General features: G+C 70.9%; 18 protein-coding genes. 8 read left to right on the plus strand and 10 right to left on the minus strand.

Annotated features, from left to right (window positions below):
• Window positions 1-299: 299 nt before the first annotated feature.
• On the minus strand, window positions 300-797 hold the full coding sequence (locus HNR21_RS15765; protein WP_119727774.1) for a 2-thiouracil desulfurase family protein: 498 nt from the start codon (window positions 795-797) through the stop codon (window positions 300-302).
• A 164-nt stretch (window positions 798-961) separates the two neighbouring features.
• Here HNR21_RS15765 and ctaD point away from each other — a divergent pair, with 164 nt between their 5' ends.
• Window positions 962-2,665: an aa3-type cytochrome oxidase subunit I gene (ctaD, locus tag HNR21_RS15770; RefSeq protein WP_182705810.1), complete on the plus strand. Its 1,704-nt coding sequence runs from the start codon at window positions 962-964 to the stop codon at window positions 2,663-2,665.
• 4 nt (window positions 2,666-2,669) lie between these two features.
• Here the strand turns inward: ctaD and HNR21_RS15775 are convergent, their stop codons facing one another.
• From HNR21_RS15775 to HNR21_RS15785, 3 genes are all read right to left on the minus strand, one after another.
• On the minus strand, window positions 2,670-3,497 hold the full coding sequence (locus HNR21_RS15775) for an SDR family oxidoreductase (RefSeq protein ID WP_119727776.1): 828 nt from the start codon (window positions 3,495-3,497) through the stop codon (window positions 2,670-2,672).
• 858 nt (window positions 3,498-4,355) lie between these two features.
• A complete protein-coding gene (locus HNR21_RS15780; protein WP_182705811.1) occupies window positions 4,356-5,348 on the minus strand; it encodes an AurF N-oxygenase family protein in 993 nt (330 codons plus the stop codon).
• Window positions 5,345-5,998: a TetR/AcrR family transcriptional regulator gene (locus HNR21_RS15785; RefSeq protein WP_119727778.1), complete on the minus strand. Its 654-nt coding sequence runs from the start codon at window positions 5,996-5,998 to the stop codon at window positions 5,345-5,347. The genes HNR21_RS15780 and HNR21_RS15785 overlap by 4 nt, the downstream gene beginning before the upstream one ends.
• A gap of 312 nt (window positions 5,999-6,310) precedes the next feature.
• On the opposite strand from HNR21_RS15785, the gene HNR21_RS15790 reads away from it, so the two are divergent.
• A complete protein-coding gene (locus tag HNR21_RS15790) occupies window positions 6,311-7,057 on the plus strand; it encodes an ABC transporter ATP-binding protein (RefSeq protein ID WP_182705812.1) in 747 nt (248 codons plus the stop codon).
• The gene (locus tag HNR21_RS15795) at window positions 7,054-9,558 is read left to right on the plus strand and encodes an FtsX-like permease family protein (protein ID WP_182705813.1); all 2,505 of its coding nucleotides are present in this window, start codon (window positions 7,054-7,056) and stop codon (window positions 9,556-9,558) included. Before HNR21_RS15790 ends, HNR21_RS15795 begins: the two co-directional genes overlap by 4 nt.
• 239 nt (window positions 9,559-9,797) lie before the next feature.
• On the opposite strand, the gene HNR21_RS15800 is transcribed toward HNR21_RS15795, so the two are convergent.
• The 3 genes from HNR21_RS15800 to HNR21_RS15810 form a co-directional block, all read right to left on the minus strand.
• Window positions 9,798-11,063, minus strand: a complete 1,266-nt coding sequence (locus HNR21_RS15800; RefSeq protein ID WP_182705814.1) for a COG1361 family protein — start codon at window positions 11,061-11,063, stop codon at window positions 9,798-9,800.
• 153 nt (window positions 11,064-11,216) lie between these two features.
• Window positions 11,217-12,446: a PucR family transcriptional regulator gene (locus tag HNR21_RS15805; protein ID WP_182705815.1), complete on the minus strand. Its 1,230-nt coding sequence runs from the start codon at window positions 12,444-12,446 to the stop codon at window positions 11,217-11,219.
• A 316-nt stretch (window positions 12,447-12,762) separates the two neighbouring features.
• The gene (locus HNR21_RS15810) at window positions 12,763-14,001 is read right to left on the minus strand and encodes a PucR family transcriptional regulator (protein WP_119731710.1); all 1,239 of its coding nucleotides are present in this window, start codon (window positions 13,999-14,001) and stop codon (window positions 12,763-12,765) included.
• Window positions 14,002-15,503: 1,502 nt separating this feature from the next.
• Between HNR21_RS15810 and HNR21_RS15815 the strand changes: the two genes are divergently transcribed.
• The 4 genes from HNR21_RS15815 to HNR21_RS15830 all read left to right on the plus strand — a co-directional run bounded on the left by HNR21_RS15815 (window position 15,504) and on the right by HNR21_RS15830 (window position 21,020).
• Window positions 15,504-16,085, plus strand: a complete 582-nt coding sequence (locus HNR21_RS15815; RefSeq protein WP_182705816.1) for a hypothetical protein — start codon at window positions 15,504-15,506, stop codon at window positions 16,083-16,085.
• 300 nt (window positions 16,086-16,385) lie between these two features.
• Complete coding sequence (locus HNR21_RS15820; protein WP_182705817.1) at window positions 16,386-16,964, plus strand: hypothetical protein; 579 nt, start codon at window positions 16,386-16,388, stop codon at window positions 16,962-16,964.
• 925 nt (window positions 16,965-17,889) lie between these two features.
• Window positions 17,890-19,968, plus strand: coding sequence for a DUF6801 domain-containing protein (locus HNR21_RS15825; protein WP_119727784.1), 2,079 nt, complete (start codon window positions 17,890-17,892; stop codon window positions 19,966-19,968).
• Between the two features lie 413 nt (window positions 19,969-20,381).
• On the plus strand, window positions 20,382-21,020 hold the full coding sequence (locus HNR21_RS15830) for a hypothetical protein (RefSeq protein ID WP_198679435.1): 639 nt from the start codon (window positions 20,382-20,384) through the stop codon (window positions 21,018-21,020).
• A 257-nt stretch (window positions 21,021-21,277) separates the two neighbouring features.
• Here the strand turns inward: HNR21_RS15830 and HNR21_RS15835 are convergent, their stop codons facing one another.
• The gene (locus HNR21_RS15835) at window positions 21,278-21,715 is read right to left on the minus strand and encodes a nuclear transport factor 2 family protein (protein ID WP_220500176.1); all 438 of its coding nucleotides are present in this window, start codon (window positions 21,713-21,715) and stop codon (window positions 21,278-21,280) included.
• A gap of 28 nt (window positions 21,716-21,743) precedes the next feature.
• Here HNR21_RS15835 and HNR21_RS15840 point away from each other — a divergent pair, with 28 nt between their 5' ends.
• On the plus strand, window positions 21,744-22,223 hold the full coding sequence (locus HNR21_RS15840) for a MarR family winged helix-turn-helix transcriptional regulator (RefSeq protein WP_182705819.1): 480 nt from the start codon (window positions 21,744-21,746) through the stop codon (window positions 22,221-22,223).
• A 337-nt stretch (window positions 22,224-22,560) separates the two neighbouring features.
• Here HNR21_RS15840 and HNR21_RS36010 read toward each other — a convergent pair whose 3' ends face one another.
• Complete coding sequence (locus HNR21_RS36010) at window positions 22,561-22,800, minus strand: DUF397 domain-containing protein (protein ID WP_182708655.1); 240 nt, start codon at window positions 22,798-22,800, stop codon at window positions 22,561-22,563.
• Between the two features lie 50 nt (window positions 22,801-22,850).
• Window positions 22,851-23,660, minus strand: coding sequence for a helix-turn-helix domain-containing protein (locus HNR21_RS15850; protein ID WP_182705820.1), 810 nt, complete (start codon window positions 23,658-23,660; stop codon window positions 22,851-22,853).
• Window positions 23,661-23,746 lie beyond the last annotated feature (86 nt).

Raw genomic sequence — 23,746 nt, forward strand, 5'->3', positions numbered from 1 at the left:
TGTGCCTTCGCGTCTCCACGTGGGGGCCGGTAGTGCGGCTATGGGTGGACGGCCCGCCGGTGTGGACGCCTCTCCCAGCGTGCGCATGTGTGTGCTTCCCTGCCCCCCTTCGTCGTCGGCTCCCTGGGCCGGAGGCGGCTCGGCGTCGAGCCCGGCCCGCTGGCGCAGGTGCCTCTCCCGGTGCGCGAATGGGGGTGTGGCCGCCTGGCTCCAGGACGTCCGGTCCCCGAGGGGCCGTCCTCCGGAGGATTCCGCACGGAGGGTGGCTCTTTGAGGGTGGGTGTTTCGGCGGGCGGGGGTCAGGGGTGTTCGAGGGTGGTCAGGTAGGCGGCGGCGGAGTCCAGGGCGGTTTCTGGGAAGACGCGGATGTCGTGGCGTTCCAGGAGGGCGGTGGTCACGCCGGTGCCGGGGGAGCGGTGGCCGGTGAAGGTGCCGTCGTAGATCTGGGTGGTGGCGCAGGAGGGGCTGGAGTCCTTGAGGACGGCGACTCGGGCGTTGTGGCGGAGGGCGGTTTCGAGGGCCTGGTGGGCGCCGCGGAGGAAGGCGTCGGTGACGTCCTCGCCGGTGTCGGTGACCACGCGGGCGGTGCCGTTCAGGACGCCTTCGCCGCCGCCGGTGCCGGTGATCTCGGCGGGCGGGCGGGGGACGGGGAGGCCGCCGCCGACCTCGGGGCAGTAGGGGACCAGGCGGCCCTCGGACTGCCAGCGGCGCCAGATCTCGGCGTGGACGGGCTTGCCGCGGCCGTCGTAGCGGACCGGCCGGCCCAGCAGGCAGGCGCTGACCAGGACACGTTCCACATCACTCACGGTACCTGCGGCGTACCCGCGGCGACGGCCCGGTTCAGCGGCCGGTAACGAGTGCTGCGGGAAAACGCATGGTTCCGGTGAGGGGTGCATGAAACGGACCAATTGTGGACAGGGAGAGCGGTGTCCATGGACCTCCTCATCCCTGGGAGACCGGCATGGTACTGCTCGGCCGACCGCTGCCGGAGGCGCCGCCGGTACGGCGTCCTCGTGGCTCGGTGCTCGTCAGCTGGATCACCAGCACCGACCACAAGGTCATCGGCTACCTGTACCTGATGACCTCGTTCGTGTTCTTCCTGCTCGGCGGGGTGATGGCGCTGGTGATCAGAGCCGAGCTGGCGGAGACGGGGCTGCAGTTCGTCAGCAACGAGCAGTACAACCAGATGTTCACCATCCACGGCACGGTCATGCTGCTGCTGTTCGCGACCCCGCTGTTCATCGGGTTCGGGAACGTGATCATGCCGTTGCAGATCGGGTCGCCGGACGTGGCGTTCCCCCGGTTGAACATGTTCAGCTACTGGCTCTTCCTGCTCGGCGGGACGATCGTGATGGCCTCGTTCCTGACGCCGACCGGGGCGGCCAGCTTCGGCTGGACGGGGTACACCCCGCTGACGCAGGAGACCTACTCGCCGGAGACCGGCGGTGACATGTGGATCATGGGGCTGGTGCTGTCGGGACTCGGCACCATCCTCGGCGGGGTCAACTTCATCACCACGATCGTGGGGATGCGGGCGCCCGGGATGACCATGTTCCGGATGCCGATCTTCACCTGGAACATCCTGCTCACCTCGATCCTGGTGCTGCTGGCGTTCCCGGTGCTGGCGGCGGCGCTGCTGGCGCTGTACGCCGACCGCAATCTCGGCACGCACATCTACGACCCCGCGAACGGCGGTCCGCTGCTGTGGCAGCACCTGTTCTGGTTCTTCGGGCATCCGGAGGTCTACATCATCGCGCTGCCGTTCTTCGGCATCATCACCGAGGTCATCCCGGTGTTCAGCCGCAAGCCGCTGTTCGGGTACGTCGGGATGGTGGGGGCGACGATCGCGATCGCCGGGCTGTCGGCGGCGGTGTGGGCGCACCACATGTACCCGACCGGGCAGGTGCTGTTGCCGTTCTTCGCGTTCATGACGTACCTGATCGCGGTGCCGACCGGGGTGAAGTTCTTCAACTGGGTCGGCACGATGTGGCGGGGGAACCTGAGCTTCGAGTCGCCGATGCTGTGGGCGATCGGGTTCCTGGTGACGTTCCTGTTCGGCGGGCTGACCGGGGTGATCCTGGCCTCGCCGCCGCTGGACTTCCACGTGCACGACTCCTACTTCGTGGTGGGGCACTTCCACTACGTGGTGTTCGGCACGGTGGTGTTCGCGATGTTCGCCGGGTTCTACTTCTGGTGGCCCAAGTTCACCGGGAAGATGCTGAACGACACCCTCGGCAAGTGGCACTTCTGGACGCTGTTCATCGGGTTCCACACCACGTTCCTGATCCAGCACTGGCTGGGCGCCGAGGGGATGCCGCGGCGGTACGCCGACTATCCGAACGAGTTCCTGGCCCTCAACCGGGTCTCCAGCGCGGGGGCGTTCCTGCTCGGGGCGTCCACGCTGTTCTTCCTCTACAACGTGTACCGCACGGCGCGGCACGGCAGGCGGGTGGACGTGGACGACCCGTGGGGGTACGGGAACTCGCTGGAGTGGGCGACGTCCTGCCCGCCGCCGCGGCACAACTTCCACGCCATTCCGCGGATCAGGTCCGAGCGCCCGGCGTTCGACCTGCACTATCCGCACACCGAGGAGGGCGGCAAGCTGAGCGCGGGCACCCGGGCCCGGGGCGAGATCACCGGCGGGACACCGGAGGAACCGAGGTGAACGTTCAGCGGGAGCGGTGCTCGCGGCGGTAGCGGGAGGCGGCGAACGCGGCGGCGCGGACCGCGGCGCGGGGGCTGAGCCGCATGCCCCGCCAGGCCGCCCGGCCGATGCGGGGCGCGACGATCATGGCCTGGTCGCGGTCGACGCCGCGCATGATGTCGCGGGCCAGCCGTTCGGGGGTGTAGAAGCCGCCGGCCTGCTTCCTGATCTCCGCCCGGCCGTCGCCGCTCATCGGGGTCTCCGGCAGCCCGGGGTTGATGTTCTTCAGCAGCGGGGTGTCCACGAAACCGGGGCACACCACGCTGACCTTGACGCCGGTGCCGGCGGCCTCGGCGCGCAGCCCCAGCGACAGGCCGACGACGGCGTGCTTGGTGGCGGTGTAGGGGATGCCCATCGGCATGGGGACCAGCCCGGCCAGCGAGGCGGTGTTGACGATGTGCCCGGAGCGCTGCTCCAGCATGATCGGGTACGCCGCGTGCACGCCGTGGACGACGCCCTTGAGGTTGATGTCGATGGCGCGGTTCCAGTGCTCGAGGGTCAGCTCCTCGGCCAGGCCCCCGATCGCGATCCCGGCGTTGTTGAACACCAGGTCCAGCCGCCCGTGCTCGTCGCGCACGCCGGTGTAGAGGGCGGCGACCGCCTCGGCGTCGGTGACGTCCAGCTCGGCGGCCTTGGCCCGGCCGCGGCCGAGGGTGTTGAGCTTGGCCGCCGTCTTCTCCGCGCCGGGGGCGTCGATGTCGGCGACCACCACGGTGTCGCCGCGGGCGACGAGCTCGGTGGCGATGGCGCGGCCGATGCCCGATGCGCCCCCGGTCACGATCGCGATGTTCATGGGCTGGCTCCATGGCTCGGGCCGGAACGGCTATTGGACGAATCATCAATGTTGCCGGGAAGTCTACGCGCTCACACTCCGGGACCTGCTCCGCCCTGTCCGTTCACAACGCTTCGCCCCTGACGGCGACCTCGCCGGACCGCGGCCGGTGCGGGGTCACGGAGCGGCCTGGCGGAGCGTCGCGGTGCCGCGTTCAGCGCCTGCTTGACCTTCGTGTCCTCGCGGCACGGTGGTGCTCCATTCCCTGGAAGCGCGGTCTGGTTCCGTTCGCGCACGCCCCCTTCGCCCTCGTGCTGTGAGGCGTCCCCGTTCCCAGGAACGGGCCTGGTTCCGTTCGCACACGCTCTTCGTTTCGTGCTGTGGGGCGTCCCTGTTCCCTGGGGAGGCGGTCTGGTTCTGTCCACGCACGCCGTGCCCTTGCATCGTGGGGCGTCCCGTTTTCTGGGAGCGCGGCCTGGTTTCGTTCGCGCACGCCCTTCGTTCCCGCGCCATGAGGTGCCTCGTTCTCTGGGGAGGCGGTCTGGTTCCGTTCGCATACGCCCCTCGTTCTTGCGTCGTGGGCGTGCTGTTCCCTGGTGAACTCCCTGGACAGGGGGCGGGGCGCGGCCGCCCCGCCGGTGGGGCGAGGCTGCGGTGCATCGGCGGGGCGGGCGCGCGGTCGAGAAGCCAGGCGGGTGCCCGGCTTGGGTGTCGGGTCGTGCTGGGGGTGGGTGTGTCGGGTGTTCGTCGGTGGGACTCCACGATGATCTGGGCGTCCGGCCGGGCGGGCGGTCCGGTGCGGGTGCCGGGAGTGGGCGGGTGCCCGCCGGTGGGACTGGCGGTCGGCCGGGACGTTCGATCGGTGGAGGGGTGGTGGGGTCAGGCGGCCTGGGTCCGGGTGCGGCGGGCTTTGGCGGGGCGGGGCTCGTCCCAGATGCCGAAGGCCTGCCACAGGCGCTTGCTGACGGGGTTGACGAGGCCGAGTTCGTGGGCCAGGTCGCGGGTCTTGGCGATGCAGTCGCGGAGTTCGGCGCGGAACTCGGGGGAGCGGTAGGCCTCCTTGACCACCTCGCGGGGGATGCCGAAGTGGCGGACCATCGGGCCGGGCGGGCAGAGCATGATGCGGGCCATGACGCCGAGGACGATCGGGGTCATGATGCTGAGGAAGCGGCGGCGCGCCGCGCTGATCCGCGGGACGCGGTGACGCAGGAAGTGGCGGGCGAAGGAGATGTGGCGGGCCTCCTCCGCGATGTGGATCTTCATGATCGTCTCTTGCAGCGGGTGCCTGATGTGCCCCTCCTTGAGGGACTTGCGCTGCACGTGATCGATCGGGTCCTCGCCGCCCAGCACGAAGACGAAGAACAGTTCGGTGCTGATCAGCGGGATCCACGGGGCGCTCTGGGCGATCAGGGTCAGGGAGCGCGGCATGCCGCGGATCGGCATCCCGGTCCGGTTGACGAACTCCTGGAACATCATCGCGTGGTGACATTCCTCGGTCGTCTCGTGCAGGACGTACCGGAACTCGGGCCGGCCGTTGGGCAGCCAGTAGGCGTAGTTGAGCAGGCCCCGCTTGAGCAGGTTCTCGAACTGCAGGCCGACCTTCATGGCGGTGGCGACCCGCCACAGGCCGATCTGCGCCTGGATCTGCGGCGGCTGCGACCTGTACCACTCGGTGCGGCCCAGGGGGTCCATCACCGGTGACAGCACGAAGCGGGGGTCGTCGGGGTCGACCTGGTGGTCGGGATCGTCCCAGGGGATGTCGGCGTACGCCTCCCAGTGCTTGTCCACCGAGGCCTTGTTCAGCCGTTCGATGACGCCGAAGTACGACGTGCGGTCCTTGACCTCCGCGGTGCGGGCGGGGGGTGCGGTCATGACGCGGCTCCCTTGTCGTCGGGGATGAGCATGAGGGCGATGGCCTTGACCTGTGTCAGCACGGCCGCCTGGTGGCCGTTGGCGTCGTCGTCGAGGGCGTTCTGCAGCGAGAGCCCGACCAGCAGGGCGAACAGCGCCCGGATGGTGGTGTCGACCATCTCCGGCGGCAGGCTCTCGGGGAACAGCTCGTGGAAGACCTCCTTGATGATCGCGACGACGCGTTCGTTGAGGTCGGCGCTGAGCTGGCGGAGCGACTCGTCGGTGCGCCCGGCCAGCGCCAGTTCCAGCAGCGCCAGGGCGGGGGGCTGCCGCAGCATCTCCCAGAACAGGTCCAGGGCGCCCTCCACGTTGCGCCGGTCGTCCGGCAGCGCCGCGTAGGCCTGCTCGTACTCGTGGCGCAGCCGGGTGAGCAGGTGCTCCAGCGCGGCGGCCACCAGCGCCATCTTGGTCGGGTAGTGGTGCTGCTGCGCGCCCCGGGACACACCGGCCCGCCGGGACACCTCGGTGGTGGACAGCCCGGCCCAGCCGAGGTCGGCCAGCGCCTCGGCGGTGGCCTCCAGCAGTCGGGTCTGGGTGGCCGACCGCCGCTCCTGCTGGGTGCGGCGGCTTCCTGAACTGCGGTGATGCCTGCGACGGCCGGTGATGGACACATCCCGACGGTAAGCCCGTCACTTACAAGCAAGCAAGCCTGCTTGTATGTTGCGCGGGTCACAAATTGGACAACGCATCCAGCAGCGTCTACCCCGGCGGACGTACGCCGGCGCCCCGCGCTGCTCCCGCCGGAGCATCCCGGATGCCTCTCCTCGCCCGACGCCCGGGGCCTTTCCCCGCGGCCACGCTTCCGGAATGAGGACGACGGCGAACGCGGCAGGCGGCTGGAGAACAGCGCCCGCCACCGAGAAGCAGGCCACGGAGACGAGAACGCTCGCGACTGAGAAGCGGGCTGCGAGGTGAGGAGCGGGATGCGAACGACCACAGGGACGAGTGCGGCCCGGACCGTGGGGCTCAGCAAGGTCTACGGGACGGGGGACACCGCCGTTCGGGCGCTGGACGACGTCACCGTGGAGCTGGCCGCAGGGCGGTTCACGGCGATCATGGGGCCGTCCGGGGCGGGCAAGTCCACCCTGATGCACTGCGTGGCCGGGCTCGACCGGCCCACCGGCGGGCGGGTGTACGTCGGCGACGTGGAGATCGGCGCGCTGCCGGACCGGCGGCTGACCCGGCTGCGGCGGGAGCGGATCGGCTTCGTGTTCCAGGCGTTCAACCTGCTGCCGGCGCTCACCGCCGAGGAGAACATCACCCTGCCGGCCGTCCTGGCCGGCGCCGAGGTCGACCGGGCGTGGATGGACACGGTGGTCGACGCGGTGGGCCTGCGGTCGCGGCTGCGGCACCGGCCCGCGGAGCTGTCCGGCGGGCAGCAGCAGCGGGTGGCGGTGGCGCGGGCGCTGGTGACCCGGCCGCAGATCGTCTTCGCCGACGAGCCGACCGGCAACCTGGACTCCCGCTCCGGCGCGGAGGTGCTGGGGCTGCTGCGCACGGCGGTGACCGAGCTGGGGCAGACGGTGGCGATGGTGACCCACGACCCGGGCGCGGCGGGCCATGCCGACGAGGTGATCTTCCTGGCGGACGGCCGGATCGTGGACGTGATCGCCGACCCGACCGCCGAGCGGGTGCTGGACCGGATGAAGCGGCTGGAGCGGGTGTCATGATCGGGCTCGCGGTCAAGGAGGCCGGGGCGCGCAGGCGGCGGCTGGCCGGGTCGCTGACGGCGGTGTTCCTCGGCGTGGCGTTCCTGACCGGGACGCTGGTGCTCGGCGACACCCTGGCGACCAGCATGGACGGCTACTTCGTGCGCGCCTATGCCGGAACGGACGCGGTGGTGCGCAACGCGACCAGCGTGACCGACCGGCCGGGCCGGCAACGCGCGATGATCGACGGCGCGCTGGTGGAACGGGTCCGGCGGGTGCCCGGCGTCGCGGTGGCCGAGCCGGTCATCGAGGGCACCGGGCAGCTCGTCGGCAGGGACGGCAGGCCGGTCGCGGCGCGCGGTCCCCGCAGGGCGGGCAACTGGCCGGTCGACCAGGCGCTCAACCCGTACCGGATCGTGTCCGGACGCGCCCCCGCGGCCTCGGACGAGGTGGTGGTGAACAAGGCGGCGGCCGATGACGGCGGCCTGCGGGTGGGGGACCGCACGACGGTGCTGACTCCGGCGCCGGTGCCGGTGACGGTCGTCGGCATCGCCAAGTTCGGCGACCTCGACGCGTTCGGCGGTGCGACGTACACGGGGTTCACCCTGGAGGGCGCGCGCAGGCATCTGGCGCAGGGCGCCGATCGGATCAGCAGTGTCGCGGTCCGCGCCGAGCCGGGCGTGAGCGACGAGGAGCTGGCGCGGCGGGTGCGGGCGGTGCTGCCTCCCGGGACTGAGGCGGTGACCGGGGCGGCGCTGGCGGAGGAGGGCGTGAGCCAGGTCAACGAGCAGTTCCTCAGCGCGTTCCGGACGGGGATTCTGGCGTTCGGCGGGGTGGCGCTGCTGGTGGCGGCGTTCAGCATCCACAACTCGTTCTCGATCCAGATGGCGCAGCGGTCCCGGCAGTCGGCGCTGCTGCGGGCGATCGGCGCGACCCGCGGGCAGGTGCTGGCGCTGGTGGGCCTGGAGGCGCTGGCGGTCGGCGTCGTGGCCACCCTCGCCGGGCTCGCCGGCGGGTACGGGGTCGCGGCGCTGCTCAAGACGCTGTTCTCGGGTGTGGGCCTGGGGCTGCCGGCGCAGGGCCTGGTGTTCACCGCGCGGACCGCGCTGGTGGCGGCGGCGGTCGGCGTCGGCGTCACCGCGCTGGCGGTGCTGGTCCCGGTGCTGCGGGCGTCCCGGGTGGCGCCGCTGGCGGCGCTGCGCGAGTCGGCCGCCGAACGGCCCGCCCCGCGCGCCTCGGAGACGCGGGCGCTGGTCGGGCTGGCCCTGGGCGCCGTCGCCGCGGGCGCGGTGGTGTGGGGGCGGCTGGCCGAGGCGCTGCCGGTCGCCGCGGCCGGGGCGGCGATGTGCCTGGTGGTGATGGTGGTGCTGGCGCCGGTCGCGGCCGGGCCCGCGGCGCGGCTGCTGGGCCTGCCCGCCGCCCGGCTGCGCGGTGCGGGGGGACGCCTGGCCCGGCGGAACGCGACCGCCAATCCCCGCCGCACGGCCGGGGCGGCGACCGCGCTGATGATCGGCATCGGGGTGGTCACCCTGCTCACGGTGCTCGTCGGGTCGGTGCGGGCGTCGATGGAACAGCAGGTCACCGGCTCTTTCCGGGGCGATCTGGTGGTCGACGCCGGGGGCGGATTCGGCGGGTTCAGCCCGGAGCTGGCCGGGCGGGTGGCCGCGCTGCCGCAGGTGCGCGCGGCGGCCGGGATCGGCGGCGGCGACGTGCGCCTGGGCCGGACCGGCACGCAGGTGACGGTCGCCGATCCCGCGGCGGCCGGGGCGGTGCTGGACCTGGACGTGCGCGAAGGGCGGCTCGGCGGGTTCGCGGTCTCCCGGGACGTCGCCGACGAACACGGCTGGCGGGTCGGCACCCGGGTGCCGGTCACGTTCGCCGACGGCACCCGGGAGGAACTGCCGGTCACCGCGATCTACGCCTCGCCCGGCATGGCCGGCGACTACCTGATGCCGCGCGGGACGTGGAACGCCCACAACCCGCCGGCGCTGGACCGGATGGTGCTGGTGGACCTGAGGGACGGGGCCGACGCGGCGAGCGCCAAGGCGACGATCGACCGGGTGGCCCGGCCGTACGGGGCACCGCAGGTGCGGGACCGCGACGCGTTCCTGGACGCGCAGACCGCGGACATGAACGCCTTCCTCACCGTCATCTACGTGATGCTGGCGCTGGCGATCCTCATCGCGCTGCTGGGCATCGCCAACACGCTGGCCCAGTCGATCCACGAACGGACCCGGGAGCTGGGTCTGCTGCGGGCGGTCGGCGCGGCGCGCGGGCAGGTCCGGGCGATGGTCCGCTGGGAGTCGGTGATCGTGGCGCTGTTCGGCACCGCCGGGGGAGTGGGCCTGGGCCTGTTCCTCGGCTGGGGGCTGGCGGGCGCCGGGTTCGGGGCGTTCGCCGCGCCGCCCGTGCAGATCACGGTGATCGCGCTGGTCGGAGCGGTGGCCGGGGTGCTGGCGGCGATCCGTCCCGCCCGCCGTGCCGCCGCGATCAACCCTCTCACCGCGATCGCAGCCCCCTGAAGTGGAATCCGGAGGCCGGCGCGTGCTCATGGCGCTCGCTCCGCTCGCGGTGGCCTTCAGCGCCTTCGGGTGCAGGGCCCTGTCGAGGGTGGTGGCGCCGGAGAGGTCCTGGAATCCGGAGGCCGGCGCGTGGACGGTCGCGCCGGCCTCCGGGGTCGGGTGGCCGCAGCGGAGTTCTGCGGAGCGAGGATCGCCTGATCCCCGCTTTCGGGGGGCTGGGGGTCGGTCCCCAGAGAAGGTCAGGTGCCGGCGGTGCTGTGGCGGATCGGGGGGGTGGGGCGGGGCGGCAGCCAGGCCAGCCGGATGCGGGGGCGTGGTTTGGGCGGCTGGGCGGGCAGCGGCGGGAGGGTGCGCAGGCGGGCGGCGGTGGGGCGCTTGCCGTTCAGGCGGGCGCGGACGTCGCGGTCCACCCGCAGGGCGCGGCCGGGGCCCGCCTTGCCGGTCCGCCGGTACGGGGACAGCCGCAGGGAGGTGAGCAGCAGGGAGGTCGAGGTCAGCAGGGCGGCCAGCCAGCCGGCCTGCACGGCGGCGATGCGCTGCACGACGGGCGCCCACTCGTCGCCGTCGCCGGGGTCGTGGCGCAGCGCGGCGACCGGGCTGACGATCATCAGGCCGGGGGCGAGCTGCGGGGACGCCACCGGGGGCAGGGCCACCTGGGGGAGATCTCCCATGGCCAGGGGGGCCGGGACGCCGCCGGGCGGCGTCGGCGGCAGCACCGTCGAGACGCCCGTGCCGTCGGCCACGCCGAACGCGACCGACGCGGTCTGCGGTTTGCTCTGCGCCGCGGTGACGGTGGCGTACACGGTGATGTGGCTGCCGGGCCGGGCGTTGCCCGGCACGTACACGGTGACCGGCACCGCCCGGCCCTTGCCGTTGACCGAGCCGAGCTTGCACGGGGTCCACAGGGTGCACTGCTTGACGGTGAACCCGCTGCCCGACAGCGTCAGCCGCACGTCACGGGCGGCGGTCCTGCCGGAACGGAGGTGCGCGGTGGCGGTCAGCGTGCCGCCGGGGGAGGCGACCGGGCTGGACAGCGACAGCTTGATCGCGACCGTGGAGCCGGGCGGCGGGTCGCCCGGGTCGGTCGGGTCCTTGCCCGGCGGGGGCGGCGTGGTGCCCGGCTTCGTCGGGGTCGGACCGGGAGACGTGGGGTTCGGGCTCGGCGTGGTCGGGTCGGGCGAGGGGCTGGTCGGATCCGGGGCCGGCGTCGTGGGCGTCGGCGAGGTCGGGTCCGGGTCCGGCTCGGAGCTGGTGGGGTCGGGCGACGGGGTCGTCGGGTCCGGGTCGGGCGGAGGGGTGGTCGGCTCCGACTCGGAGACGGTGGGGGTCGGCTCCGCCGGAGGCGAGGGCTCCGGGGTCGGCTCGGCGCTGGTCTCGCTGGTCTCGCTGGGCGAGGCCGACGGGTCGTCGGCGAACGCCGCCGCCGGGAGGGCCACGTTCGTCCCCAGGATCACCGCGACGCCGAGCCCCAGCATGATCGGGGTTCCCGCCGGTCGATTCGCCACGTCATCACCGCCTTGTCGCCTTCATCCGGGAACTCGGCCGGTCCGTCACCCAGCGATCCGAACACGAACGGATGTGACCGGGCAACCCCGCCGGTAATTGTTGTCGGGCGCCGCGCATTCACCGCCCGGCGGGTGTGTCGCATTTGTCAGCGGTCACACATTCCGCGGTGGTCCCTCCCGGTCCGGGCCGGTCCGTTCGCGCAGCCACAGCGAGCGCAGCACCACCTCGACGGCGAAACGCGCGTCGGGGTCGTTCAGCTGGTCGCCGAGGATCTGTTCCAGTTTGCGGATCCGGTACCGCACGGTCTGCGGATGGATGTGCAGCTGCTCGGCGATCTGCGCGGCGGTGCCGCGGGTGGCCAGCCAGGTCCGCAGCGTCTCGGTGAGCCGTTCCCGCTGGTTGACGGTGAGCGCCTGCATGGCGCCCAGCCGCCGCCGGGCGAGCTGGTCGACCAGCGCCGGGTCGGCCAGCAGCCACAGCGTCAGCAGGTGGTCGTGGCAGTAGGTGATGCGCCCCTCGTCGATGACGCCCCGGACGGCCAGGTCCAGGGCCTGCCGCGCCCAGCGCAGCGAGTCGGCGGCCTGCGCCAGGTCCACGGTCAGGCCGACCGCGAGCCGGGTCTGCGGCAGCGCGGCGTCCAGCATCGCCCGGCGGCTCTCGTCCAGCGGGCCGGGGACCAGCAGGTGCGGCTCGTCGGCGGTCTGGTCGTACAGGATGTCCTCGTCGAGGATGGTGCGGACCGGCTGGGCGCCGGACGGCATCGCCACCATGGTGACCTTCTCCGGCACCGGCCACTCGGCGAAGTGCGCCAGCTCGGCGATGGCCGGTTCGGGCACCGCGGGACGGGCCAGGATGAGCCGCAGCAGCCGGCGGCGGCGCTCCTCCAGCGCCCCGGCCGGGCGGGCCTTGGCCTCCAGGTAGCCCTCCAGCGACAGCGACGACAGCTCGTCGATGTAGTTGAACAGCCGGTCGGCCAGCTTGGAGATGATCGCCGCGGACACGTTGTAGCGGCTGCCGATCTTCATCACCCGCCGCCAGGCGACCTGCGCACCGATCCGGTACGCCGCCTGGAGGCTGTCCAGGCTGCGGCCCTCCTGGGCCTCGAACTGGCCGAGCCGCCGGCACAGTTCGTCCCGCCGTTCCAGGTCGCCGGTGGCGCCGGAGATCTGGTCGACGAACGCGCTCAGCGCCCGCTCCACGCCCAGCCGCAGGGTCTGCCCGTAGGGGCCCTCGATGGGCCTGGCGTACTCGGGGATGGACCGGCGGATCTGCGCGATGATCTCGTTGGTGAGGCTGGGGAGCTCGGGCCGCATCAGCCGGGCCAGGTTCGGGGGCAGCGAGAACGGCTCCTCCAAGGTCTCCGGGTTGAGACCTTCCGTCATCGGCTGTTACCTCCGTGTGCGCCCCCGGCGCGGGCCCTTCCTCGGGCGGATATGGCGGGGGCGTCCCGGGGGTGGGCACCACGGCGGCGTGGCGGTCGTGTGGCGGACCGCTCCAGGCACGGCGCCGGCCGCGCCCGGAGTGATCCAGGACACACGCACGTTAAACCACAACCCGATCGGCTAAGGCAAAGACAAGGTAAAGTCGGATTTTTTGCTCATTTTCTGATAAACGGCTCCGGGGATACTCACGGGTCACTTACCGGCCGTTATTTGGGACGGCTGTCAGTGATGTTCCGGTCCGTCAGTTTCGGGGCTGTCAGGACGCGCGGAACGTCAGCGCCGGACGCGGCTCACCGGCCTGGTAGGGGCGTTCCCGCAGCCGCATCGCGCGCAACGCCACCTCCAGCGCCAGCCGGGTGTCGGGATCGTCGAGCCGGTCGCCCATGATCTCCTTGATCCGGCGGATCCGGTACCGCACGGTCTGCGGGTGGACGTGCAGCCGGTCGGCGATCTCGGCGGCGGTGCCCCGGCTCTCCAGCCACATCCCCAGCGTCTCCAGCAGCCGGTGCCCCTGCGACAGCCCGGCCTGCTCGATCAGCCCCATGGTCAGCTCGTCGATGAGCGCCGTGTCGGCCAGCAGCCACAGCGTCATCAGGTGGTCCTCGCACAGCGTGAGCCGGCCGCCGGCGATGATCCCGGCGCGGGCCAGCGACAGCGCCTGCCGCGCCCAGCGCAGCGAGTCGGCCGCCTCGGCGAGCGGAACGGTCAGCCCGACCACGACCAGATGCTGCGCGGTGGCCCGTTCCAGCATGGCCCGCCGCTCGTCGGTGAACGGGCCGGGGATCAGCAGATGCGGCTCGGGCCCGGCCAGGTCCACCAGCAGGTCGCCGTCCAGCGCCGACCGGATCTCCAGGGCCTCCCCGGACAGCGCCACCGTGGTGACCTCCTCGGGCACCTCCCAGCGGGCCCCGGCGGCCAGCTCGGTGATCGCGGCGCGCGGAACGGCCGGGCGCTCCAGGATCAGCGCCAGCAGCCGGCGCCGCCGCTCCTCCAGCTCGCCCTCGAAGCGGGCCATCGCGTCCTGGTAGCCGCGCCGCGACCGGTCCGACAGCACGTCCATATAGGCGAACACCGCGTCGGCCAGCACCAGCATCACCGAGGCGGAGAAGTGGTGCCGCCGCGCCAGCGTCATCACCCGCCGCCAGGCCAGCTGGGTGCCCGCCCGGTAGGCGGCCAGCAGGGTGTCCAGGCTGCGGCCCTGGTGGGCCTCGTAGCGGCCGAGCTCCTCGCAGACCTTCTGCACGCGTTCGTCGTCGGCGCGGGCGGGGTCGGCGATCCGGTCCACGAACGCCTCCAGGATCTCCAGGACGGCGCCCTGCAGGTCCAGGGCGTCACCGCCGGAGTCCAGGTCCGCGTACTCGGGGAACGAGCGGCGGATCTCGGCCTCGATCGCCCTGGCCAGGCCGGGCAGTTCGGGGCGCAGCACGGCGGCCAGCCGGGGCGGCGGGCATGCCGGCGGCGCCGCCGTGCCGTGGTGCGCGGTGCGGTAGGTCATCGCTGAGGCCTCCTCGTCGTAGCGCCCGCCCTGACGGCCATCCCGCGGAGGCGGCCCGGTGACCGGCCGCGGCGGCCGGCGCCGTTCCACCGGGGGTCGCCGAGGACACGAGCCGGAGGGTCTCGTGGGGTGGGGTGGTGGTCGGTGACCCAGGACACATTAAAGGTAATTTAAGACGCCGCCCAGCGCATCGATGGGCGGAAATGTTGCGCTGCGGACATGTGCGTGCACGAAAAGTGCATCCGCCGAGGTCGGCTCGGTGCCGATACGACGGAACGCCGCCGGTGACGCGAACGCCGGCCGTCCGGGACGGTTTTTGCTCAGGTTCTGACAAATCTGGTGCGGCCGGGTCACGACGGCGGGCGGCTTCGGGTCGCGTCCTCGCAAGTGAACGCGGAATTGCCGGATGCCGGTTGGATCCCTCCGGCCGTGCGGGACCGCTCCGGAGGCAGGGAGCCGTTCCGTCGTCCTCGACGGCGCCGGCGTCCGGACTCCGGCGACCTTCGTGGAGGAACGGCGGTCAGCGTCGGGCCACCCGGGGCCGTTGGAGGACGGGGCTTCGCGTACGCCATCGTCGAACTCCTTGGCGATGTGAGGTGCCCGTACGACCGGTGCGATGCCGGCGGGGTCGTCGCCGAGGGGTTCTCGCCGTGGTGCTCGTTCTGACGGTCTCCCCGTGCGGGCCGCCCGGTGAGCGAAGCGGCCGGGTCCGCTCCACCGGAGGCGGCGAGACCGCGAGCCGGGAGGGCGGGGATATGCCGGAGACCGTCCACCGAGGTCGTCGCGTGCCGGTCGGCGGGAACGGCGCGGCGTGGACGCGGGCTTTCGCATGACACCGCTCTCGTCAAGGCATCGACCGCAGTGGTTTCGGCGCCGCCGTGCGGCGGATTGCTCACCTGGCGCAGAAAACAGGTGGTCGTCGTTGTCGGTCGGTGAACGCGGAGCCGAGGGCCGGGAAGTGCGGGGGTGGTGAAAGGTGTGGCGACTGGGGCGGTGGGGTCCGCGGAGCGCCGCGGGCGCGATCCGGCGGCGGCCGGGCGGAGATCACGGAAATTTGATGAGCCGTGGACAAGACCGGGGCGCGAAGTGCTCGGCCGATGACAAGTTCTGCACGAATTCGGGATTTCCAGTCATGCGGGCCTTGCCGGGCCTGTAACAGCGACTTAACCTACTCGAGCGTAGGCAGCGATGACCCGAAGAAAGGTTATCGCACAACAGTCAGCAACGTCTCGCGAACACTCCGACCATGTGGTGAAAACCATGTGACCCGCTTCGTCCGTGTCCGCTGAAACACCCTGCCCGGCCGGCGGCGGACCAGGTCAACGGTGGTGTCGCGGGAAAGAAGGGCCGCCAACGGAAGAACACAGAACACCCCGCAGATTCCGCTCCAGCAGCCGAGGCGGAGAGCCGGCCCGGCGCAACGGCCGTCGCTCTCCGCGCTCGCACCACGAACTGTTCACCTCCGCTCCAACCCCAGGAATCTCTCGAAAGGGAATGGCACAATGCGCAAGCTCATGAGGAACGCCCTGGTCACCGGTGCGACCGCCGCCGCCGCCGTCGCCCTGGCCGGCGCCCCGGCCAGCGCCGACGCCGGCTGGACCGTCAGCCCCGCGGGCGCCTTCACGGCCGTCAGCACCAACTCCGTGCTGACCAACGGCAGCGCCTCGCTGCGGTGCGCCCGGGTCACCGCCTCGGGCAGCGTCGCCAGCAGCACCGGCAACACGGTCGGCTCCATCACCAGCAGCACCTGGACCAGCTGCACCGGGCCGTTCAGCATCACCTTCAACGTGCGGCAGAACGGCGCTTGGACCGTCAACGCGCTCAGCACCAACGCCAGCGGCGGGATCAACGGCTCGATCGGCAACATCAACGCGAGCATCAGCGGCCCGCTGTGCTCCGCCACGGTGACCGGCACCGCCCGCGGCACCTACAACAACGCCGGCACGCTCACGATCAGCGAGCCCGCGGGCGGCAACCTGGTGGTCTCCAACGCCAGCTGCCTGGGCGTTCTGAACAACGGCGACCGGCCGAGCTTCTCCGCCACCTTCACGGTGACCCCGGCCTTCACCGTCACCCCCGCCTGATCCAGGGCACGGGCCCGGCCATCTGACCGGGGCCGTGCGGCGGAGCCCCTCCGCCGCACGGCCCCGTCTCCATATGAGGAGCCGTTCCAGAAGGCGATCATGGAGTCCTGCATCCTCCGGTGGCCCGGAGCCCGTGGGCGTGAGGGTGAGGATGACCTCGGCGGGGGTTCGCAGGGAACCGGTTCTCAACCGGGTGATGCGTGCTCCAGAGGCCGGGGAACGAACGTGGCCCGACCTGCACGCCACCCCCTCCAAGAAGCTCCGCGAACCCAAGAGGACCTCCTGAAGAGGAGCAATGCCGTGCGCAAGTTTCTGCGAACCATTCTGGTCGTCGGCACGGCCGTGGCCGCCATCCTCGGCTTGACCGGTGCCCCGGCCAATGCCGACGTCGGCTGGACCGTCACCCCCTCGGGTCCCTTTCCGGGCGTCAGCACCAACTTCCGGATGACCAACAAGGGCACCACCCTGCTGCAGTGCGGAAGGACCACCTTCTCAAGCAGCGTCGCCAGCAGCACCACCAACACGATCGGCCACATCACCGCCATCACTTGGTCCAACTGCGCCGGACCGATCGGCACCGTCTTCACCGTGAGGCAGATGGGCACCTGGAGCATTGAGGCGCACGCGGCCAACGCCGACGGAGTCACGGGTGTGATCCGCATCAACCTGGGGCTTAGCCGTACGCTGTGCAGCGCCAGTGTGACCGGCACTGCTCGTTGGAGCTACGACAACGCCGGCACTCTTGTGATCAACGAGCCCGAGGGCGGCAACCTGGTGGTCTCTGGTGCCAGTTGCTTCGACGGCACCCTGAGAAATGGTGATCGGCCGGGCCTCTTCGGCACCTTCGCCACTCCGCCCACCGTCATCACCCCCGCCTGACCCAAGACACGGCTCTGGTTCCTGTGACCGGGGACGTCGAGTCCGAAGGGGCTGTCGAGTTCTCCTCGGTAGCGGCGACAGGCCGGTGGACGACGGAGTCCTCCCGCCCACCGTGCAGGGGCGACCTTGCAGGCGTGGCCTTTGATGGCCCGCACGCGGGAGCGAAGGTCCGGGCCACGTCGGCGGCATCGGCGGGGAGAGCCGGATCGGCTGCGCGGAACCGCTCGACATCGCCTTTGCGGCGGACCGCATCCGGTATCCGGAAGATCCATGCCCGCCTGCACATGATGTCGTCGCATGGCGCGTCGGTGCCGGGTTCCGGTTTTCGGGATCCTCACTGTTGTGACGGTGTCCGAAGCAACGAACGGCACCCACGATGGCGGCATCGGAATTCTGCCGATGGACGAGATCGAAGACGGCGACCTGGTGATCTGCGACGCCGACCCCTCGGAGTTCTGAACGACAGTGATCGCCTGGGTGTCTGAGACGATTTCCAGGGCGGTTCCATCATCATGCTCGACGGAATCCCGGCATGACGGGGGAGCGGCGCCGAGCCCGGGCGTGCGAGGAGCGGAGGCCGGAGCGATGCGGGCAGGCCACCAGGAGCGGCGGTAGAGCTGTCGTGGAGTGCGCAAGAGCTGAGCCGGTGGTGGGGCGGGATTGTCAATCGGTGATAGCGGGCCGATCGGGTTGCGATTCGCCGTTCGGGACTGCTTGCACGGTGGGAAGTGCGGACGTAGCGTACCGGCCAGTAAGAATCATGGTTCCATCGCGCCTCGGTGGATGCCGGTGCGGAACGGGCGGTCCGATTCGGCGGGGGACGGATCGGGCGGCCGGATCCGCCGGTATGCGTGAGGGTTTCCGGACAACGGCATCGAACGGTCACCGGCCGGCTCAGAACGGGTAGTCGCGGATGAAATTGAGCGTGAACTGGGCGGCCCGCCGGAGGGCGTGGCCCGCTGCGATCGGTGGGCTCGTGCTGACGGCGGGACTGCTGTCGGGGTCCGGCGCGGTGGCCGCCGCGCGGGACGTCGACGTCAGCCTGCGCTACCAGTGCCCGCAGGGCGGTGGACTCCAGGTGGTCACCGTGCGGATCCGTTCCAGCCTTCCGGAGACGGCCGCCGCGGGAAAGCCGATCACACCGGGCAAGGCGACCGTCACCGCGACCGTTCCGGCGGGCGCCCTGGCGGAGCTGACCAAGGCCGGGGCGGCCACCGTGGCCGGGTCCATGAGCCCGGGCCTGCTGGTCGACCCGTCGCCGACCGGCAGGCTCGACCAGCCGAACCTGGAGATCGCGCCGGCGCCGCTGCGCGAGGGCGAGGACCTGACGGTGACGGCCTCCGGCGCGCTGCCGGCCGTGACCCCCGCGGCCGGTGGCCCGCTCGTTTTCTCCGCGGGTCAGCTGACGGTCGAACTGCGGGGACGCAAGAGCGACGGGGCCGCCACCGTTCCGGGCGCCGTGTCGCTGACCTGCACCCCCGCCCTGGGGCAGAACGCCACCCTGGGGACGGTCTTCGTGGAGGGCACCGAGCGGACGCCGCCCAGCCGGCGGACGACGCCACAGCCCGGGACCGGGACACGGGCGCAGCCGCCGTCCGGGGGAGCGACCCCGGAGAAGCCCGACGACCTGGGCGACTTCTGCCCGGATCCGATCGACTTCCGTGCTCCCAAGCCCGAATACCTCCCGCCGAACGCCGACTTCCCGGACGACATCGAGTACGTCGGTGACCGTGCCGACCCGGTCAATCATCCGGGCTGGGTGGAGTTCATGAACCCCCAGGGTCAGCAGGGGTGCGCCATGCTTTATGGCTACTCCAACGCCAACAAGCCCGGTGGGGCGACGCCGGTGAACGGGACGGCCTACCTCCGTCCCGCGATACGCTTCGTGTTCAACGGCGACGAGAAGATCAACTACGCCAGTCAGTACTCGATCGGGAAGTTCTATCCGCAGTCTTCCCGGGCCTCGTTCCTGACGTACGGATTCATGCCGAGCACGGCCACCATGGAGATCATTCCCGTGGGGGAAGTGGACGTCATGGGGATAGGCCCATTCAACGCCTTCCTGCCCGGTGCTCGAACGGAGAAGACGGTCGCCTACAGCAAGGTCATGATCCGGCTGGACGACGTCGAGGTCAACGGGACTCCGCTGGACGTGGGCGACAACTGCCGCACCGCGCGGCCGATCGACCTGAAACTGGAAGGCCGGGGTGACACCAACCCCTCCTACACGGTGCAGGGCGGAGGGGTCATGCAGGGATTCATCGACATCCCCGAGTTCACCGGATGCGGAGTCGGTGAGGACCTGGACCCGCTGCTGACGTCATCGGTGTCGGGGAAGCGCAACTACGTGCGGATGGTCCAGGGACCGCTCTGCAACATCAGCGGCAGCCCTCAATACCCGCAGGACGAGCCGACCATGCCGTGTCCGATGCAGCGGTTCGGCTGGAAGGTGGAGCAGGCCGGGGAGTTCACCGCCACGGCGGCGGACGGCCTGCGGCTGGTCGGTAACCAGACCTCCATCACCTGCACCTCCGCCGTGATGCGCGGCAGTCTGCCGGAATCCTCCAGTACTGGTTCCGGATTTGCTGAGATCACGCATCTCGTCGCGTCGGGATGCACCGGTGACGGTGAGCTGAGCACGCCGTTCGACCTCAACTTCATCCAAGACTGGGCGGGGCCGGCAAAGGTCGATTTGCTGACCTCGTCGGCCGACGGGCGATGGGTTCGTGCCAGGATGTGGAACTTCCAAGCAATGGAAGACGTCAGCAGCACCTGTGCGTTCGACCTGTTTCCCTACACGATCGAGGGAACTTCGGTCGGATTGAGCTATGACAATGTGACGGGTAGATTCGAGCTCAATCCAGGAGTCCTGGCCCAGAACAACGGCGTGTGGCTTATGCTCAGATGGGGTCAAGAGTGCGGTATTCCGCACGCGAACTTCGACGAGCTCAAGATGTACGGCACCTTCGTCCCGGACAAGCGGATCAAGATAACCAAGCCGTAGCCGCCGCTCGGTGACCATTCCGCCCGGTGCGCCCGGGATCCCTCGCGCAGGGGATCTTCCGGGCGCACCGGGCTCGGTGCGCCCGGAAGTCCTCCACCGCGTCGGTCCCAGGGCGGGACGAAAGTCGTTCACTGGCGGTGACGGAAGGATTTCCGGGTGGAACCGGTGTGGGTGGGCCGAGGACTCAACGGACGACAACCGGTGGCGCCGGAATCATGCGCCGGTGACAAATAATTCGGATTCCGTGGTCGGTGGTCAGGTATTCGAGCGGCATGTCTTGTCCTCGCCGTGCGCGCAGGGTAGTTTCCGGGAAAATTGCGGAGGACGTTCGGCGGACCTGGTTCGGGGCCGACCGGGGCGAATATTCGCCGCTGCCCGCTGAATTCCGCTCGGTGGATTTCCGAGGAGGATCCATGTCCCACCAGACCGGTTCATCGTGGATGCGCAGGACGGCGGCCACGGCGGCCGTCGGGCTGACGGCCGCCGCCGGGATCGTCGCCATGTCGGGGACCGCGTACGCGGACACCCTGCGGGTGGACTACCCGGTGACCGGAACGACCTACCTGGCCTCGACCAACTCGACCATGACGCTGGGGCCCGGCGTGCTGAAGTCGGAGCTGGACCTGACCACCGCCGACCTGACCGCCGACCTGGAACTGCCGCCGGCGCAGGGCCAGTTCAAGCAGTTCGGGGTCATCCCGGTCAGCGTCACCACGACGTTCATCCCGGAGGGCAAGACGGTCGGCAAGGTCGACCAGCTCACCGGCAAGGTGACCTCCACCTCGAAGGTCACGCTGCAGCTCAGCAACCTCAAGGTGGCGGGCATCCCGACGCCGGTGGGCAGCCACTGCAAGACCGAGGAGCCGGTGACGATCAGCGTGACGTCCGGTGACGACTGGAGCATCATCGACGGCGGCACCCTCTCCGGCACCTACTCCATCCCCGACTTCGAGCACTGCCTGCTGGCCACCCCGCTGATCAACCTGACCGTTCCGGGCGACGGCAACACCATCACCCTCAAGCTCGGCGCCGGCACCCTTCCCCCCTCCTGACCCCTCCGCACCCGAGCCAGCCCGAGGCGGGACCGTTTCCATCGGTCCCGCCGTTCCCCTTTCCGGACCCCGCTCCATCTCTCCTGGGCGGCGAGCACACCCGGCCCTCGCGGTAGGTCAGAGGCATTCCGCCCCATGTGTTCGATGAACGTGCGGCAGCCCCGGCAGAAGGTCTGCGCCGCCTCCCGTCGCGGATGCCTCCAGCGCGCGAATGTTCGTCCGCCGGATGAGGTGCGCCCGAGTCGTTCACCGGTGGTTCAGGGGCGGAGCGGTTCGTAGCAGTCGTAGTTGCGCTGGGCGCGGATCAGCCCGTCGCGGAACTCCAGGAACGTCGCGATGTGGGCGCGCAGCACATGCCCGGCCGGCAGGTCGCCCAGGGGAACGGCCAGGACGCCGGTCCACAGCACCTCCAGCGCCACGGTGTCACCGGACGCCACGGCGCCCAGCACCTCGAAGCGCTGCTCGCGTATCGTGCGGCGGCCCTGCTCGGCGGCGGCGTGCATGCCCGCCAGGTCGCGGGTCGCGCCCTGGGGGAACAGCAGGTTCGGAAGCTCGCGGTGCTCGATGTCCGGATGCAGGAACCGGCTCAGCTCCTGCGGGGAGGCCCCTGGGAGACGGCCTCGTGGTAGCGGACGGCGAGTTCGACGTTGGGATGCCGGGGGAGAACGGTCATATGGACAACCGTAGTTGTACAACTATGGTTGTCAAGTGCACCATGGATCCATGCCCTCCCCAGAACCGCAGGATCTGGACACCGGCACGCTCGCCCTCTTCGTGGGGTTCGCCGCGGCCGAGTCCGTGCAGGCCGCGCTGGCCGCCGCGGGCTTCGGCGACCTGCGCTTCTCGCACGGGTACGTCTTCCAGCACCTCATCGACGCCGAGCCCACGGTGGGCGACCTGGCGACCGGGCTCGGCATGACCCAGCAGGGCGCGTCCAAGGCCGTACTGGAACTCGAGGGCCTGGGCTACGTTGAACGCGTCCCCGACCCGCGCGACGCCCGCATCCGCCGGGTCCGCCTCACCGGACGGGGCAGGGCCGCCATCGACGCGGCCCGCACCGCACGGGCGGAGCTGGAGGAACGCCTCCGCCAGCGATGCGGCACCGGGGCGCTCGACGCGGCCCGTACCGTACTGGCCGACCTGCTGGACGAACTGGGCGGCACCGCCGCGGTCCGCCGCCGAGCGGTCCGCCCACCCCGCTGAACGCCGCGCCCGGCTCCTCCCTGGAGCACCCTTGCGCCCCCTGCCGCACTGTTGCTTGACGGATGCCGGCGGGGAGGGAAATGCGCTCACCCCGCTGAACGGCACGGCCGGCCGTCACGCCCTGCGGAACGACCTCGCCGCCTGGTCTGCCGGGGGCGGGGAGCGGGGCGCACCCGGACCGCCGACCGGCGGTCCCGGTGTGGGTGTAGGTCAGGTGTCGAAGCGGGCTTGCCGGGTGCGTCCGGTGTATGGCGTCGCCCTTTGGCTTGCGGGGGTGTTGGCCGGGAACGGCGTGCGCCTGGGACCGATGACCGGCGGTCCCAGGCGTGGGGGTGAGTCAGGCGTCGAGGTGGCCGTGCTTGATGCGTTCGGTGAGGGTGCGCCAGTCCTCGGGGGTGAAGGTCAGGTGGGGTCCGTTCGGGTCCTTGCTGTCTCGTACGGCGATCACAGCGCTCAACGCCGCAACCTCCACGCACATCGAGGCACCGTCGCCGCTTCGGCTGCTCTTGCGCCACTCACCGAGTGGGCGGGTGATCGGCACAGCTGTGACCTCTACGCATGTCGAGTTCTCGTCCATCGAGCTGTGGCTGCTCTTCCGCCAGCGGGCCGACGAGAAATCCAGTGCCGTCACAGGTCCTCCAGGGCAGAACGGATGAGTTTCTCCGAGTCTGTCACCGGCAGTGCTGTGGAGGCGATGCGGTCGAGCAGGAGCCCGAGGTTCCTGACGGGCTGTCCTGGTCCCAGAAGGCGGCCTTGGCCGGCGGCTCCTTCGACGTACCCGACGTTGAGGCCGTCCGGAAGCTCGAGGAGGGTGAACGAGCCGCTTGGGTGGATGGGGACGTCTCGCGGGACGATCACGATGGAGACATCGGACTCCTCCATGACGGTCAGCAGGTGCTCGAGCTGCCGCCGGGTGATGTCGCGGCTGCCGACGATGCGGCGCAGGACGAATTCGTCCATGGCGACCATGAGCCACGGTGGCGTCTCACGGCGGAGGATCGCTTGCCTTTCCATGCGGGCGGCGACGAGTTCTTCCAGCCTGTCCTCACCCTGACCGGCCCTCAAGATCTCCCGCGCCGTCTCTTCGGTCTGGAGCAGGCCATTGATCCAGAGAGAGTCGTACGCCTTGATCGATGAGGCTTGGTCCTCCAGGTCGTAATACTCGTAGATGGCCGGGGGCTCGCCCTCCTCGCGGACCATCAGGGCGTACAGGCCCTCGAAGTGCTCCTCCAGGTTGAGGGCCCTGTCGAAGGCGCGGGAGATGCGCAGGGTCGGGGGACGGCGGCAGTTCTCGATGTGGCCGACGAGCTTGCCGGAGACCATGACGGCGGGGTGGGCGCCCAGGGCGGCCTGGGTCAGGCCCGCGCGGGCTCGTTCGCGGGCCAGGGAACGGGCGTAGAAGGCCCGCGCGGATTTCTTCGGGTCCAGTTCTGGCATGGGGGGCTCCTCGGTCGGCTACAGCGGCGGTAGCGGGGGTTCGCCGAGGCGTAGCCAGGGTCGGTGATGCGGAGTACAGAACTCGT

This window comes from Thermomonospora cellulosilytica (assembly GCF_014138835.1).
Taxonomy (GTDB): Bacteria; Actinomycetota; Actinomycetes; order Streptosporangiales; family Streptosporangiaceae; genus Thermomonospora; species Thermomonospora amylolytica.

Bases quoted from the DNA above. Each gene is read 5' to 3' on its own strand.
- HNR21_RS15775 (WP_119727776.1), bottom strand. From the start codon at position 3,497: ATGAACATCGCGATCGTGACCGGGGGCGCATCGGGCATCGGCCGCGCC.
- HNR21_RS36010 (WP_182708655.1), bottom strand. From the start codon at position 22,800: ATGGACGAGAACTCGACATGCGTAGAGGTCACAGCTGTGCCGATCACC.
- HNR21_RS15815 (WP_182705816.1), top strand. From the start codon at position 15,504: ATGCGCAAGCTCATGAGGAACGCCCTGGTCACCGGTGCGACCGCCGCC.
- HNR21_RS15805 (WP_182705815.1), bottom strand. From the start codon at position 12,446: ATGACGGAAGGTCTCAACCCGGAGACCTTGGAGGAGCCGTTCTCGCTG.
- HNR21_RS15780 (WP_182705811.1), bottom strand. From the start codon at position 5,348: ATGACCGCACCCCCCGCCCGCACCGCGGAGGTCAAGGACCGCACGTCG.
- HNR21_RS15850 (WP_182705820.1), bottom strand. From the start codon at position 23,660: ATGCCAGAACTGGACCCGAAGAAATCCGCGCGGGCCTTCTACGCCCGT.
- HNR21_RS15840 (WP_182705819.1), top strand. From the start codon at position 21,744: ATGCCCTCCCCAGAACCGCAGGATCTGGACACCGGCACGCTCGCCCTC.
- ctaD (WP_182705810.1), top strand. From the start codon at position 962: ATGGTACTGCTCGGCCGACCGCTGCCGGAGGCGCCGCCGGTACGGCGT.
- HNR21_RS15810 (WP_119731710.1), bottom strand. From the start codon at position 14,001: ATGACCTACCGCACCGCGCACCACGGCACGGCGGCGCCGCCGGCATGC.
- HNR21_RS15790 (WP_182705812.1), top strand. From the start codon at position 6,311: ATGCGAACGACCACAGGGACGAGTGCGGCCCGGACCGTGGGGCTCAGC.
- HNR21_RS15830 (WP_198679435.1), top strand. From the start codon at position 20,382: ATGTCCCACCAGACCGGTTCATCGTGGATGCGCAGGACGGCGGCCACG.
- HNR21_RS15795 (WP_182705813.1), top strand. From the start codon at position 7,054: ATGATCGGGCTCGCGGTCAAGGAGGCCGGGGCGCGCAGGCGGCGGCTG.